The 13,898-nt window shown below is 40.0% G+C and carries 12 protein-coding genes; 8 read left to right on the forward strand and 4 right to left on the reverse strand.

Going from position 1 to position 13,898, the window contains the following annotated elements; genetic code table 11:
- Positions 1-313 precede the first annotated feature (313 nt).
- On the forward strand, positions 314-673 hold the full coding sequence (locus tag CAL6303_RS07585) for a PAS domain S-box protein (RefSeq protein ID WP_144051011.1): 360 nt from the start codon (positions 314-316) through the stop codon (positions 671-673).
- Positions 674-1,083: 410 nt separating this feature from the next.
- Positions 1,084-2,499: an ATP-binding protein gene (locus tag CAL6303_RS07590; protein ID WP_015197258.1), complete on the forward strand. Its 1,416-nt coding sequence runs from the start codon at positions 1,084-1,086 to the stop codon at positions 2,497-2,499.
- Positions 2,500-2,633: 134 nt separating this feature from the next.
- Here CAL6303_RS07590 and CAL6303_RS07595 read toward each other — a convergent pair whose 3' ends face one another.
- The 4 genes from CAL6303_RS07595 to CAL6303_RS07610 all read right to left on the reverse strand — a co-directional run bounded on the left by CAL6303_RS07595 (position 2,634) and on the right by CAL6303_RS07610 (position 7,932).
- On the reverse strand, positions 2,634-2,837 hold the full coding sequence (locus tag CAL6303_RS07595; RefSeq protein WP_015197259.1) for a phycobilisome linker polypeptide: 204 nt from the start codon (positions 2,835-2,837) through the stop codon (positions 2,634-2,636).
- A gap of 234 nt (positions 2,838-3,071) precedes the next feature.
- Positions 3,072-3,557 carry an allophycocyanin subunit beta gene (gene apcB, locus CAL6303_RS07600; RefSeq protein ID WP_015197260.1) on the reverse strand — a complete coding sequence of 162 codons (486 nt, stop codon included), beginning with the start codon at positions 3,555-3,557 and terminating at the stop codon, positions 3,072-3,074.
- 67 nt (positions 3,558-3,624) lie between these two features.
- Positions 3,625-4,110 (reverse strand): allophycocyanin subunit alpha, encoded by a 486-nt coding sequence (apcA, locus tag CAL6303_RS07605; protein WP_015197261.1) that lies wholly within the window; start codon positions 4,108-4,110, stop codon positions 3,625-3,627.
- A 504-nt stretch (positions 4,111-4,614) separates the two neighbouring features.
- Positions 4,615-7,932, reverse strand: a complete 3,318-nt coding sequence (locus tag CAL6303_RS07610) for a phycobilisome rod-core linker polypeptide (RefSeq protein WP_015197262.1) — start codon at positions 7,930-7,932, stop codon at positions 4,615-4,617.
- 701 nt (positions 7,933-8,633) lie between these two features.
- On the opposite strand from CAL6303_RS07610, the gene CAL6303_RS07615 reads away from it, so the two are divergent.
- The 6 genes from CAL6303_RS07615 (at position 8,634) to atpE (ending at position 13,671) form a co-directional block, all read left to right on the forward strand.
- Positions 8,634-9,290, forward strand: a complete 657-nt coding sequence (locus CAL6303_RS07615; protein ID WP_015197263.1) for a hypothetical protein — start codon at positions 8,634-8,636, stop codon at positions 9,288-9,290.
- A 166-nt stretch (positions 9,291-9,456) separates the two neighbouring features.
- Positions 9,457-10,116 carry a tetratricopeptide repeat protein gene (locus CAL6303_RS07620; RefSeq protein ID WP_015197264.1) on the forward strand — a complete coding sequence of 220 codons (660 nt, stop codon included), beginning with the start codon at positions 9,457-9,459 and terminating at the stop codon, positions 10,114-10,116.
- A gap of 294 nt (positions 10,117-10,410) precedes the next feature.
- Entirely contained in the window at positions 10,411-11,595 is a 1,185-nt protein-coding gene (locus CAL6303_RS07625; protein ID WP_015197265.1) for a class I SAM-dependent methyltransferase, read from the forward strand.
- Between the two features lie 432 nt (positions 11,596-12,027).
- Positions 12,028-12,471 carry an ATP synthase subunit I gene (locus CAL6303_RS07630; RefSeq protein ID WP_015197266.1) on the forward strand — a complete coding sequence of 148 codons (444 nt, stop codon included), beginning with the start codon at positions 12,028-12,030 and terminating at the stop codon, positions 12,469-12,471.
- 63 nt (positions 12,472-12,534) lie between these two features.
- Positions 12,535-13,296 carry a F0F1 ATP synthase subunit A gene (gene atpB, locus CAL6303_RS07635; protein WP_203225963.1) on the forward strand — a complete coding sequence of 254 codons (762 nt, stop codon included), beginning with the start codon at positions 12,535-12,537 and terminating at the stop codon, positions 13,294-13,296.
- A 126-nt stretch (positions 13,297-13,422) separates the two neighbouring features.
- Positions 13,423-13,671: an ATP synthase F0 subunit C gene (atpE, locus tag CAL6303_RS07640; RefSeq protein ID WP_015197268.1), complete on the forward strand. Its 249-nt coding sequence runs from the start codon at positions 13,423-13,425 to the stop codon at positions 13,669-13,671.
- Positions 13,672-13,898 lie beyond the last annotated feature (227 nt).

Here is a 13,898-nt window from a genome sequence, read left to right on the forward strand (position 1 = left end):
CTCTAAATCTTATACTTCCCCAAAAACTGGGTTAAACTCTAATGAAAAAATAAAAGAATAAATAAGGTATTTATACAAAACATCAGAAATTTACTATATTCAGCATCCTCGAAAATTAATTATGCTTTAAGCAGAATCCTTATAGAGACTGAAGTATGTTAAATCTCTCCATCTTTTCTAAAGATATGCAAATAACGAATATCAGTAAAAACTAGTAACTAAAAAAATGCAGTATATTTAATTTCCGAAAAAAATGGGTACAATTTGTGAAGATAAGTTATATATAACGAATACAAAGTCAACAATGTCAACAATGTCAACTCCGACAATTGATCAACTTAAACAAAGTGACGTACCAGTGATCGTTGCAGATCATGAGGGAATCGTGGTGGATATAAATAGTAATTTTGAAATCATTTTTGGGTGGACTGCTGAAGAAATTATTGGTCAGCCGTTGACGGTGATTCTTCCAGCATTTTTTCGGGACTCCCATAATTTAGGATTTGCTCGCTTTTCTGCCACTGGGCAAGCTACTGTTCTCAATCACCCATTAAATCTCAAAGCAGTTACAAAAGATAATCGAGAAATTGAATCTGAACACTTTATCATTGCTGAAAAACAAGATGGGCAATGGCTTTTTGCTGCAAAGTTACGTCCTCTGGAAATGGCATAGATGCATAATGATTAAATCAGTAACATATACTTGCCTTGCAAAGCGAGAAGCTACGCTTTTTGAATGCCCAAAAGGCTATACGCGTCTCTATAAAACTGAATCTCTGGCATTGTGTTTTTAAATTGAGTCAGGATTTATATAAGTGTCACAACCACGATTGGTGCGTGACACTATAAGTCTCATCGCTATGTTTAAATATAAACGCAGTGTGGAACAGATCCTACAAGAAAATATGCTAGATACCTAAATCATAATTAGTCTAATAAGTAATAAGTAATAAGTAATAAGTAATAAGTAATAAGTAATAAGTAATAAGTAATAAGTAATAAGTAATAAGTAATAAGTAATAAGTAATAAGTAATAAGTAATAAGTAATAAGTAATAAGTAATAAGTAATAAGTAATAACCAGATGTCTGATTCAGATTACCAAATAAAACAACTTAGATCAACTCTCAGTAAAATGGAAATTGCCCTGAGTACAGTTGAGGAATGTATTGTTTGGACAGATCGTCAGGGTAGAATCAAGTGGTGTAATGCTGCTCTCGAACGTTTTTTCGATAAGACTCGTTTGTTACTTCTTGGAAATTCGTTAGTAGATAAACTACCTTTATTAATTGATGGAAAATTGCTCTCTGCCAACCTTCATCCTGTTACGATTGCTCTAGAGACAAGAAAAAGTGGTAAAGAATGTTATGAATTTGAGAAGTCCAAGCAATTTATAATTCTGGAAATTGCTTGGTCGTTTGTAGAAATTACAAGTGATTTGACAGAAACAGATGATTCTGCAAGTTCAGTTTTAGTGCTACGAGATGTGACTCAACAAAGGGAAGCAAAGCGCAGACTAGAAGAAGTCAACAAAGGTTTGGAACAACAAGTAGCTAAACGCACTCAAGAGTTGAGTGAAGCTAATACCAAATTGCAAATGGAAGCTGAACAACTACAAAAGTTACTGACTGAGTTACAACAGACCCAAGCTCAACTAATTCACACAGAAAAAATGTCTAGTCTAGGGCAATTAGTTGCAGGAATCGCACATGAAATTAATAACCCAGTCAACTTTATTTCTGGTAATCTTGCTTATTTGCAAGAGTACATATGTGACCTACTAAATTTTGTCAAATTGTATCAAAAATATTACCCTAACCCAGTATTAGAAATTGAAAAAGTAGCTAACAAGATAGACATTGAGTTTTTGCAAACAGATTTTCCCAAAATCCTAAGATCGATGGAAATGGGTACAGAGCGAATTACTCAGATTGTTTTATCACTCCGTAATTTTTCGCGGATGGATGAAGCTGAAATCAAAGCAGTTGATATCCATGAAGGTATTGATAGTACTCTACTGATTTTGCAACATCGACTGAAATTGACAGCAGAGTCTTCAGAGATAAAAGTCATTCGAGACTATAATCAGTTACCACTAGTAGAATGCTACACTGGGCAACTTAACCAAGTATTCATGAATATTCTTGCAAACGCGATCGACGCGATTGAAGAGTTAAACGCTAAATGGACGTATCAGGAAATTAAAAATCACTCTAGTCAGATCACAATTCGCACATCTGTTGTTGATTCACAATGGGTTGAAGTCGTGATTGCAGACAATGGAACTGGAATTCCAGAAGCAATTCAACAACACATTTTTAATCCATTCTTCACAACGAAACCTGTCGGTAAGGGAACAGGAATGGGAATGGCTATCAGTTACAAAATTATCACCAAAAATCATGGAGGTAAGCTAACATGTTTTTCAGTACCAGGAAAGGGTACGCAATTTACAATTCAAATTCCGACTAAAATAATACGCGAAGATGATAACCCTTGAGCAAAGTGAAGGGAGTGGGTTTTAAAGTGAAATTTTTCGATGAATATTTATCAAACCAGAAAAGAGGTCTTCTCTGACCTCTTCTACAACTTTCTATAAATAAGTCATAAATGTCGTTTTGAAGCGATTAAGATTTACAGAAGTCCGGTGTTTGCACCCTGTTTACCTGTGGCAAGTTCAACTTTAACGATTCTTCCACCCATTTTTTGAATCCGTTGCTGTTCTTTAAACCAGTTGTCATACGCAACTAATTTGGTAAAGAAAGTATTTTGTAGTTCGCGTTGGGTACGAATTCTGGTTTGGCTGGGTACGCAAGCCGTAATCTTAAACATCCGCATGATACAACGTCTCCTGTGGCGATGGTAATAATTTTTTTATTTCAAAATTGCAGTAATGAATATTTGTCTATTCACTCCAAGACTGGAAACCAAATATCAATACTGAGACACTAAACACTCATTATCCAGAAGTTCATCGGATTTAATAAGCAAGAAACGTCTTAGCACTCACACTTGATTTCCAGTCCTAATTAATTTGCAATCAAATCATTGATTCAGAGTGCAAATTTAGTCTTAGCTTAAGCCAGAGCTGATGTAGTCAAAGTATACGCCCATTTCTTTACCAGCGTCAGGACCAACTAAGCTAGCAGTTACTTCTTTGGTAGCTTGGATAGCTTGAACGGTAGCACCAACGGGTACACCTAAGGAGTTGTAGGTTTCTTTCAAACCGTTAAGAACGCGCTCATCCAAGATGGATGGATCGCCAGCTAGCATTGCATAGGTAGCATAACGAAGGTAGTAGTCTAAGTCGCGGATGCAAGCTGCATAACGACGTGTTGTGTACATGTTACCACCGGGACGGGTGATATCAGAGTACAACAAGGACTTAGCTACAGCTTCTTTAACGATAGCTGCTGCGTTAGCGCTGATGGTGGTAGCTGCACGAACGCGCAATTCACCAGTTGCAAAGTAGCCTTTGAGTTTTTCTAATGCGCTGTTATCAAGGTATTTACCTTGAACGTCTGAAGAGTTAATGACGGCAGTAATTGCGTCTTGCATGTTGTTAATTCCTTATTTCCAACTTTATTCCAATACTCTGGTATCAGGGTAGGTTATAGGTTTTAACCTATGACATAGCACCGATTACGTAATCGAAGTAAGCACTTGCTTCAGATGCGTCATCTCCTGACACTAAACCAGAAGCAATGCTCTTCATGGCTGCAACGCCGCTTGCAACTGCATCAATGGGGGTTCCCAAAGATCTGTACATTTCACGTACACCAACAATACCAATTTCTTCGATGGGGGTAACATCACCAGAGACGATTCCGTAGGTGATTAGACGAAGGTAGTAATCCATGTCCCGTAGGCAGGTTGCGGTCATTTCTTGACCGTATGCGTTTCCACCAGGAGAAACTACATCGGGGCGTTTTTGGAATAGTTGGTCGCCAGCTTGCTTAACAATGCGCTCGCGGTTTTCGGTCAATATTTGAGCGATACGTAGACGCTTTTCACCGCTGGTGGCAAAGCTCTTGATTCTGTCTAATTCACCAGGGCTTAGGTAGCGCGCTTCTGCATCTGCATTCACGATGGACTTCGTGACGATACTCATATCTTGGATTCCTCCAGTAAGAATGAAACCAGGTTTTAATAACTGGTGAGTTTTAAAATGGTTGGATGAGTTTTGCTTGATTCACTTTGTTTGATACAAATGCTTGACAAATTTACAAGCTAGTGTATTTTGAAAGCGCCACTTGAGTAATTTCTTGGACACAAGGGGCAAAACTCAACTACCTCTTGAGGTATTATTTTCGGGCATTTTGTTGAGCATTTATTACTGCCTTTAACAGTTTGTAACATTAATTTCAGTTTTACTCATTTTTAGTGATGTCTGAAATTGACGTTTGACAGTGTAAATTATGCTTTAAAGCCTTTTAGTAACTGAGTTTCAGGATTTTTACCCAGCTTTTTGGGGTTTGGGAGTAAAAATTTAGGAGTTGGGAGTTAGGAACAGGGGCTAAAAATCGATTTATGATTTTGATTTTTAATTTCAATTCCTAACTTGTAATTCCCAACTGCTAATTCCGACTAATTTCTAAATTTTCCAAGCAAATTCCTAGTCAGCTTTGACACTACCGAGGTAGTTTCCGGCTGGCAGTGATGGGATGCGTTGGTAGGGTACGACATTTTCGCCGAAGAATTGGGTGTATTCTTGGCTGAATGCGATCGCATTCACAACAGAAGCCAAGCCAGCGTTATCTAAGAGTTGTTTATACTCGTTGATTTCGGCTTGGGTTGCGGGTGTACGTCCCAACAAGTGACGACAGAGGAATTCTATAACCTTGGTCTGTGGATAGGGTGTACAGAAGCGTTGGCTATAGGTTGGAGAACTTGCTAAAGTGCGAACAAATTCCCGAACTGAGATTTCTCCACTTGCCAACTTGGTTTCTAATTCCTGATTGCGGAAGCTTGCGGGAATTTCACCGTTGCGAATATCCAACACTTGGCTGTAAATTGCATTAGCGATGGTTTCCACTTCACCCGCGCTACATCCAGTGTTAAACCGATAAATCCGCACATTTTGACGACGAACTGTAGATACCTCGTTAGCTGGGGTAATTGTCCGACCTAAGCCACTGTAAGCTAATTCGGCTTTCCGAGCGGATGCTGCGTTATCAGCGATCGCTTTTCCAGTCAAAGGCATGGTGGACATATCCATCTTCGGCTTAATTGTGTCAAAGCTAGGCACAACCACATCGCTGTTTTGCTTTGTCAGCTGGTTGTAAAGCCTTTCGGTATTGGGGAAGTTCGCTGCTGGCAATGTGGGGAAGCGACGGTAAGGAACAGTATCTTCTCCAAATAGCTGTTGGTACTCAACGGTATCTAACATGGAGTTAATAAATGCCTTGATACCTTGAGTTGCCAAAATTAAGTTGTATTTGCGAATTTCTGCCTGATCCTGGGGTGCGCGTCCCAAGAAGTGCTTGGTTCCCAACTCAATTACCTTGGTATTGGGGTAAGGAGTGTAGAATTCCTTCAGGTATAAACTAGAACAACCTATGCCTTCAATGAATTCCTTCATGTTGATTTCACCGTTACCTAAACGGCTCTCCAACACCTTGAATTCACGGGATGAAGCTACATAGGGGGCAATATCACGCTCGAATATTTGGCGATAAGCTGCACTAATAGCTGTTTGAATTGCTACCTTATCTTGAATATTTGCCGTGAGTTTGAAGACCTTGGTTTGTTCCCGTTGCTTCGATACACCTTGGCTGTTGCGGAAACGGATATCTGGTTCGCTTCGCATCTCAGCGGGTGCACCCAACTGAACAAATAGTGGGACTTCATCCTTAGCAATACTGGGTGTGATATCTTCACGGATGCTACCAACTCGGAGATTCCGTGCTGATTGTCCAGCAGCAGTTAGATAGCGTTCGTGAGGAACGGTATCTTCACCAAATGCTTGAGCATATTCTTCAGTATCGAGAATTGCATCAACTAAAGCATAGAAGCCCTTTTTGGCACAAATATCAAAGTATTTGTTGGTTTCTTGACGACCATAGGTAGGACGACCCAACAAACGACGGTGAATGTACTCAACTGACTTCATCACATACAAGCTAGTCCAGTACATCTTGCGGAAGACTTCCGACTTCGCCAAAGTCCGAATAAACTCCTTCACAGAGATGTCGCCATTTTCCAGCTTGATTTCGGCAACTTTCAGACGTTGACCATCGTATAGTTCCCGTCCAAAAACTTGCAGGTAAGCAACCTTAATCAAGGTTTGGGTTGAGCTTTCCGAGTATTTAACACTGGTACCAGCTTTCGACTTCTTACCACGAGTTCCTGGTAATTGGTCGAGTTTAAACACCTTGGGACCCAGAGTTCCTGGGGCAACACCACGGGCAGCAGGATTACTATTTTGGTTATTAATTCCTGGACCTTGGTTGATCAGCAAACGCTTAGTATCTTTACCAAAAAATGCAGGTCTGCTGCTGGGGTTGCGGGTTTCTTTCGGGAAAATCGCCCCGAATTGAATTTCCAAGGGGTCATTCCCAGAACCATACACATGTTGGTCTGGTAATGGCTGGTTGTAAGCTGCAAAGGTGGTAATGAATTGAGGAACTTTTCTAAAAGGTGCGCTGTAATTAAACAGATCTTGTTGAGGTCCCCAGTTCCGACATTCTTGGGCTTCTTGTCCTAAACCACGAATGTAAGGTACTGTTTCTTCACCGAAGTAATCGGAATACTCCTGCGAATCTACCAAAGCATCGATTAATCCAGATAAACCTTTGCTGGAAACAATCGAGAAGTATTTTTGGACTTCTTCACGGGAGGAAGGACCACGACCTAAAATGTGGCGGAATGCCAATTCTAAGGCACGGCTATTGATATAAGGGTCAAAAAAGTTTTTGCGATATAGCGGAGATTTACCCAAGCGACGGACAAACTCTTTCATAGAGATGTCGCCGTTTTTAACTTGCGATTCTAAATATGATGATGAAAGACCGTAGGCACGGGTAATGTCACGCTCAAAAATTTGTCGATAAGCTGCTTTGATGACATCGTTTTTTTCAACTGCTGACAGACCTGGCTTCATCGCATATTTCGGACGACGTTCCGAAGCATTGAAGTAGATTTGAGGCAATTGTAAACCTTGTTGGTCAATGCTAGGACGTTGACGTACTTTGGTCGATGGGGTGGGTGCTTTGAATTCAGTGATCAAAACATCCATGTACTGCGTCACAATTTCGGTCGCTTCTGCGTTTTGACGGAAATATGATAGCGATGCAGCCTTGATTTCCTGCAATGCCACTATTGTGGCTTCAGTTGAACAGGCATTTTCGATGATTTCCCGCAAACCCCTGGTGTTAACCACGAGAATATTGGGATCTCCAGCAACAATTGCATAGGTGGCGTAACGCAAGAACCACGACATGTCCCGCAGGCTTTTCGCCATGTTGCTAGGACCATATCGAGCAATGTTGATTGGTCGGAAACCCGCAGGTGTCGGACCGCTGGGAGTCGAATTAAAAATAGAACGTAGGTTTTCTAAGAAACCACCCCTTGTTTCCACATAGGTGACGGTTCCTAGTTCCATATTCCGACGGATGTCTGCCACTTCAGTCGTTTGCACTGTTTGCATTACCATTGCTGGTTCTGCTTGGGGCTTTTCTAAAAATGCCATCGGAGAACCACCAACAAAGATTCTGTTAGCGGCACGCGAAACGATAATTTCTGCATTATCGGTCAGGGTTTGGGCAATTTCCAAGCGCTTTGCACCTGAAGCAAAATAACCTGCCAAATCCTTTAATTCACCGATAGCCAAGAATCGATCTTGTTGCTCTGCTTGAGAAATTGTCGATACTGCTACAGTCTGATATAGTTGCGGGCGCGCAACCGAGCTTCCACCACTCGCCTTAACACTCATCAGATTTATAAAACTCCCATCATATGCGTTATGTGTTAAGTCTGGGCTAGTTTTGGGCTTGACATGTTGGTAAAAAGATGTATAACATGCCTTGCCAACAAAGCTACCAGAAAAATTAACCCAGTCAGCTTTTAGATTAGAACGTTTTGTGTTTCTACTGGGGATTTATTAAGAAGTGTATCGAATCTGTCACCTAAATAGCCTTAATCACAATGGTAATCACTATGAATTAGCTGAGAAGATGACTAAGTTTTGTATCAAAATCTCCCAAATTTAAATAAATAGGTGTAGAGAAATCAAAATTTTTGAATCTGTTCAACTTGCTACTTCAAAAATCTTCATAACCTGAATAACTCTAAATATTGCCAGACACACCAATGTGACGTGTAACACTTACTTTCAACTGGGTATCTTCTGATTCTGAGAAATTTTAAAGATTTTTTTCTAGAGTTTGACTTAATCTTCGGTGATCAAAACTAAGGAATTAATTGATCTTGGACTCAGCATCAGCTAAATGAGCCATTTCTGGAGTCAATGCGATCGCGTTGTCAAGAAAAGACTCATACTCATGAAGATTTGGTATTTTTTTGACATAAATCTGTATTGACTACTTAAGAATGTTCTCATAAAATACTTAGTTAGGTATACAGTTATTTAGTCATTGTTTTATCAAAATTACACCCAAGCTTATTATCCAATTTATGAAATCATTAAGATTCACTTCCTTGGCAGGTGTTTCCTTTTTCGCGTCACTATCCTTAGCGGGAACTGGCATATTACCAGCACAAGCCATAACAAATTTTAATTTCCAAGCTGATTATGATTTTGTTGATAGGCTCACATTGTTCCCAGAAAAAGATTATCTTTCCGGTAAAGCAGAAGGTTCTTCCAAAAATGCAAATTTTGGTTTAAATAAAATGGATTTTTTAGGATACGCACGTATCTCAGAAGCATTGCCAGCACTGACAAATGGGACTTCCTATACATTTAATTCTGACCCTGGCGTTTACGGCATCAAAGATGTAGAACCTGGTTATCTCACTTTGTTTGGTAAAGGGAAAAATAAACTTTTTGCTAGTTTCAGTGGTTCAGATAAAGTCAATAACCAGAATTCAACAGCATTTACAACTGCCCAATTAACAATTACTGGAGGAGAAGGAAAATTTAAAAATGCCTCTGGATTTGGAACAGTATCAGGTACAGTCAACACAAATGTTACTCCCTTAGTTAATCAGGGTAGATACGCTATTGACGTGAGCTTCAATGTGCCAAAATCCATCCCCAATTCCACCAATGTTGGTGGAATGTTATTAGGAATATCAGGTGCTGTCTTCCTGAAAAAGAAACTTTACGCTTAAGCATAACGTCAGTATATTTACTAGCCAAGGAACTCATGGCTAGTAATGACAATATTTTTATACTGGTGATTATGAAATTTGCCTTCTCTGTAAGCTAAAACGCACTTAGTTTGTAATCACAAAAGCTTTATAGCAAGCCTTTTAGACTTCAAAAGATGTCATTTAGATGCGTCTAAGCTTACCTTCCTTACTGGCTTATGCCTCATCTCTTGCACTGCTAGGTATTTCGATACCAATGGTTACACCAATCCTAGCTTCTGACACAGATAACCCCGATACATGTCAAACTGTAAAACCAGCACTTCTAAATTCAGCAGATGACTTCATCGGGATGGGACACTTTCAAGAAGATTGTGAAAAAAACTCACTCGCTGCGGTTGCTTCCTTCACCCAGGCAATTAGGCTGAATCCGAAAGCTGAAGAACCTTACTATCACAGAGCAAATGCTTACCAGAATGCAGGAAATTATCAAGCCGCAGTGGTAGACTATACTGAGGTAATTCGCCAAAATACAGGTAAGCTTGGTTTTAGTAGTGGAGCATATTGGAATCGGGCTAGGGCTTATGAAAGACTAGGCAAAAAACAAAAAGCAATTTCAGATTTGACTCAGTTAATTGGCGTAGATAGTCGCAATGCCGATCAGTATCTGTTTAGAGGAAACATGTACCGAGATATAGGAAATAAAGAACGTGCCATCGCAGATTATCAAGTAGCAGAAAAGCTTCTTCAGCAATATTTAAGCGGATCTTTCGGAAATGGTTTTCAAGATTCTAGGTACCAAGAAATGTTAGAAAAAGTCAGAAGTGTATTATCCCAATTAAATTAGGGAAATCGAAACTATAGGAATCCGATTTGATTATTGTTGGCGTAGCCTGCGCTTTGCACTTAAACAGTGAAGTATATGTAGGGTGTGTTATGGCTTTAGCCTAACGCACCAAAATCCGGAAGACGCTGCGTTACACTTCGTGATAAGACACCCTACGTATGTTTCATAAATCAAATATGAGTGCTATATAATTCATTTGTCTGACTGAATTATGGTTTCAAGCAATATTTTGAGTGGTAGTAAACTACGTCAGATATCCGATAAACTCAGTAATGCTGCGATCTTCCTCAAATCATGTCTGATAGCCAAAAAGTTAGTGCTGCTGTTGCCAAACTCTACGATACCTACCCCTTTCCCCCAGAACCCATTCTGGATGAACCACCCCCAGGTTATAACTGGCGCTGGAATTGGTTATCGGCTTACAATTTTTGCACAGGAATGAAGCCGCAAAAACAAAACATCCGGATTTTGGATGCAGGTTGTGGTTCTGGTGTAGGAACTGAGTATTTAGTCCACCTCAACCCCGAAGCACAGGTAATTGGTATTGATTTGAGTGCCGGAACACTCGCGGTTGCCAAAGAACGTTGTCAACGTAGTGGTGCCAACCGGGTGGAGTTTCAGCAACTAAGTTTATTTGATGTAGAACAACTACCAGGAGAATTTGATTTAATTAACTCTGTGGGAGTTTTACACCATACAGATGATCCAATTCGGGGAATCCAAGCTTTAGCCAAAAAGTTAGCACCAGGAGGAATTTTCCATATTTTTGTCTATGGAGAATTGGGACGTTGGGAAATTCAACTGATGCAAAAAGCCATTTCCCTCCTTCAAGGTGAAAAAAAAGGTGATTTCCGTGATGGTGTAGAAGTCGGCAGAAAAATTTTTGCATCGCTTCCTGAAACTAACCGAATATTAAAACGTGAAAAGGAAAGATGGGCGATAGAAAACCATCGAGATGAAAATTTTGCTGATATGTATGTCCATCCCCAGGAAATTGACTACAATATCGACACATTGTTTGAACTAATTGATGCTTCTGGATTAGAGTTTGTCGGGTTTTCTAATCCCGGATTTTGGGATTTAGAACGGCTTTTGGGTAAAGCACCAGAAATAATCGAACGTACCAAAGATTTATCCGAACGTCAGATTTACCGTTTAATCGAATTATTGGATCCAGAAACTAGCCATTACGAATTTTTCCTCGCACGTCCACCGTTAACTAAAGCGAATTGGAAAAATGACAGTGATTTACTCACCGCAATTCCCGAAATCCAGCCATGCATAGATGGCTTCCCAAGTCAAGTATTTTTTGGACATGATTACAAAGTCGTAAATCTCTCAGATGGCGAGTTTGCATTTATGCAAGCATGTGACGGCAATCAAACAGTGGGTGAAATCCTAAAAAACGTAGAGTTGAGTTTGGATGGAGTGCGATCGCTTCAGCGCCAGCAACTGATTATATTGTCCCTTAGTCAGTAACTACAAACCAATAAAAATCACCAAAAGCCTGATTATGCAGCTTCAACGAAGCTGGCATAACTCAAGTCGTATTCTCTAAATCAACAAACAACCAGAAACTAAAAGCTAGAATAGGGAAGGAGAGATTTAGAAGCGATTTACCCGTTACAGATCTTCCCTATCTACATCGGCTTCAACCGAGATCTTGGAAGGTCTGGGGAAGTAAGATACTACGTATGCATATTATGCGTAACTTCCTTGATGGGGAATCGTTTACTTCAAATCCTAATTTCTCCTTGATTACATTAAAATCTCTGCCGTTTTTTGATTTTCATTCATAGTTGGTAACAATTAAGTTGATTGTTTTTTTCTAAAGTATTGTTACTCGATCGTGATATGATTCAACTGGCTGAATGTACAGCCAACAAGTAAGCTGTACTGGTTTCAATTCCTGTGAGCTTAACAGACGAATCAATCGAACCCACACCCCCCGCACAACAAGAATCAGCTACTGGCTTTGAGGATGCAAAGTCGGGTAACTCCATGGAAGAGTTCTATCAGCTTTATCAAAGGTTGATAGTAGTCACACTTGTGATTACAGGGATTGTATTTATCTCTGTGTGGATTTCTTACTCCCTAAACATTGCCCTCAATTATTTGCTAGGGTCATGCGTGGGTGTGATTTACTTGAAGATGCTAGCAAAAGATGTTGAAAGGCTAGGTCAAGAAAAGCAGCGTTTGAGTAAAAATCGTCTTGCTCTGTTCGTTGGGTTGATTATAATAGCAACTCAGTGGGATCAGCTGGCAGTTTTACCCATATTTCTGGGATTCTTAACTTATAAAGCCACGCTCCTCGTCTACACGCTGCAAATAGTGTTTCTGTCTGAATCTAAATGAAATTAGGTCAGCAGAACACAAGCTAATCCTCCAATCCTAATTGTTTGGGGAAGTTCTTGAAGAATACAAATGCTTAGTGCCTTAAACACCTTTAATTCTTTTCCCCTAGCCGCATTGGAAGTAGGGCACCACTTTTACTGGCAAATAGGTAGCCTCAAGTTACATGGTCAAGTCTTTTTGACTTCGTGGTTTGTGATTGCTTTACTTGTGATTGCTTCTTTAGCTGCCACAAGAAATATCCAGAGAATTCCTAGTGGCATCCAAAACTTAATGGAATATGCCTTAGAATTTATTCGGGATTTAACCAAAAACCAGATTGGTGAGAAAGAGTACCGCCCCTGGGTACCATTTATTGGTACTTTATTTTTGTTTATCTTCGTATCGAATTGGTCAGGTGCTTTAATTCCCTGGAGATTAATTCATCTCCCTGATGGAGAATTAGCAGCCCCAACTAATGACATCAATACGACGGTAGCATTGGCGCTGTTAACCTCTTTAGCATACTTCTATGCTGGTTTTAGTAAGCGTGGTCTCGGGTACTTTAAAAAGTATATTGAACCCACACCAATTCTATTACCAATTGCAATTTTAGAAGATTTCACCAAACCCCTTTCCCTAAGCTTCCGTCTATTTGGCAACATTTTGGCGGATGAACTAGTGGTCGGCGTACTAGTTTTGCTAGTACCTTTATTTATTCCTTTGCCAGTGATGGCATTAGGCTTATTTACTAGTGCCATTCAAGCTTTAGTATTTGCCACCCTAGCCGCAGCCTATATTCATGAGGCAATGGAAGGACATGGCGAAGAAGGGCATGAGGAACATTAACTTCCTCAGTTGATCTAACTTCTAAAATCTTCGTGATTTGAGATTGGGTATCAATCCGAAAACTCAAATTACATAATTTCAAATTTGAAATCGTTCGTCTTGTAGTCAAAAGTAAGGAAAATCAAAATGGATCCATTAGTTGCTGCTGCTTCCGTTCTCGCTGCTGCCCTCGCAATTGGTTTAGCTGCAATTGGACCTGGTATCGGTCAAGGTAACGCAGCCGGTGAAGCAGTATCAGGTATTGCTCGTCAGCCAGAAGCAGAAGGCAAAATTCGCGGTACTCTACTGTTGACCTTGGCGTTCATGGAATCTTTGACCATCTACGGTTTGGTTATCGCTCTAGTATTACTGTTTGCTAACCCCTTCGCCTCATAAGGTTCGTTAATAGTAGAGGCGCGTTTATCCTGAGACCAAATATTCATTTCAGTATTAATGCGTCTCTACCATTAACTTAAAAAAGATCTATCCCTGATTGGCAGAGGGATTTAAAAATATGAGAGATTTTTTGAAGTTTGCAGCCTGCGGCAAAAATTATGGTGATAGTTAAGGGTAAATACCTAAAATTATTTCCAATTTACCGCAAGCAACTTCAGGAATGATTT

Origin of the sequence: Calothrix sp. PCC 6303, assembly GCF_000317435.1 — a bacterium.
GTDB lineage: Bacteria > Cyanobacteriota > Cyanobacteriia > Cyanobacteriales > Nostocaceae > PCC-6303.

Coding starts and splice junctions, on each gene's coding strand:
- atpE (WP_015197268.1), top strand. CDS start 13,423: ATGGATCCATTAGTTGCTGCTGCTTCCGTTCTCGCTGCTGCCCTCGCA.
- CAL6303_RS07590 (WP_015197258.1), top strand. CDS start 1,084: ATGTCTGATTCAGATTACCAAATAAAACAACTTAGATCAACTCTCAGT.
- CAL6303_RS07620 (WP_015197264.1), top strand. CDS start 9,457: ATGCGTCTAAGCTTACCTTCCTTACTGGCTTATGCCTCATCTCTTGCA.
- apcA (WP_015197261.1), bottom strand. CDS start 4,110: ATGAGTATCGTCACGAAGTCCATCGTGAATGCAGATGCAGAAGCGCGC.
- CAL6303_RS07610 (WP_015197262.1), bottom strand. CDS start 7,932: ATGAGTGTTAAGGCGAGTGGTGGAAGCTCGGTTGCGCGCCCGCAACTA.
- CAL6303_RS07585 (WP_144051011.1), top strand. CDS start 314: ATGTCAACTCCGACAATTGATCAACTTAAACAAAGTGACGTACCAGTG.
- CAL6303_RS07625 (WP_015197265.1), top strand. CDS start 10,411: ATGTCTGATAGCCAAAAAGTTAGTGCTGCTGTTGCCAAACTCTACGAT.
- CAL6303_RS07615 (WP_015197263.1), top strand. CDS start 8,634: ATGAAATCATTAAGATTCACTTCCTTGGCAGGTGTTTCCTTTTTCGCG.
- CAL6303_RS07595 (WP_015197259.1), bottom strand. CDS start 2,837: ATGCGGATGTTTAAGATTACGGCTTGCGTACCCAGCCAAACCAGAATT.
- apcB (WP_015197260.1), bottom strand. CDS start 3,557: ATGCAAGACGCAATTACTGCCGTCATTAACTCTTCAGACGTTCAAGGT.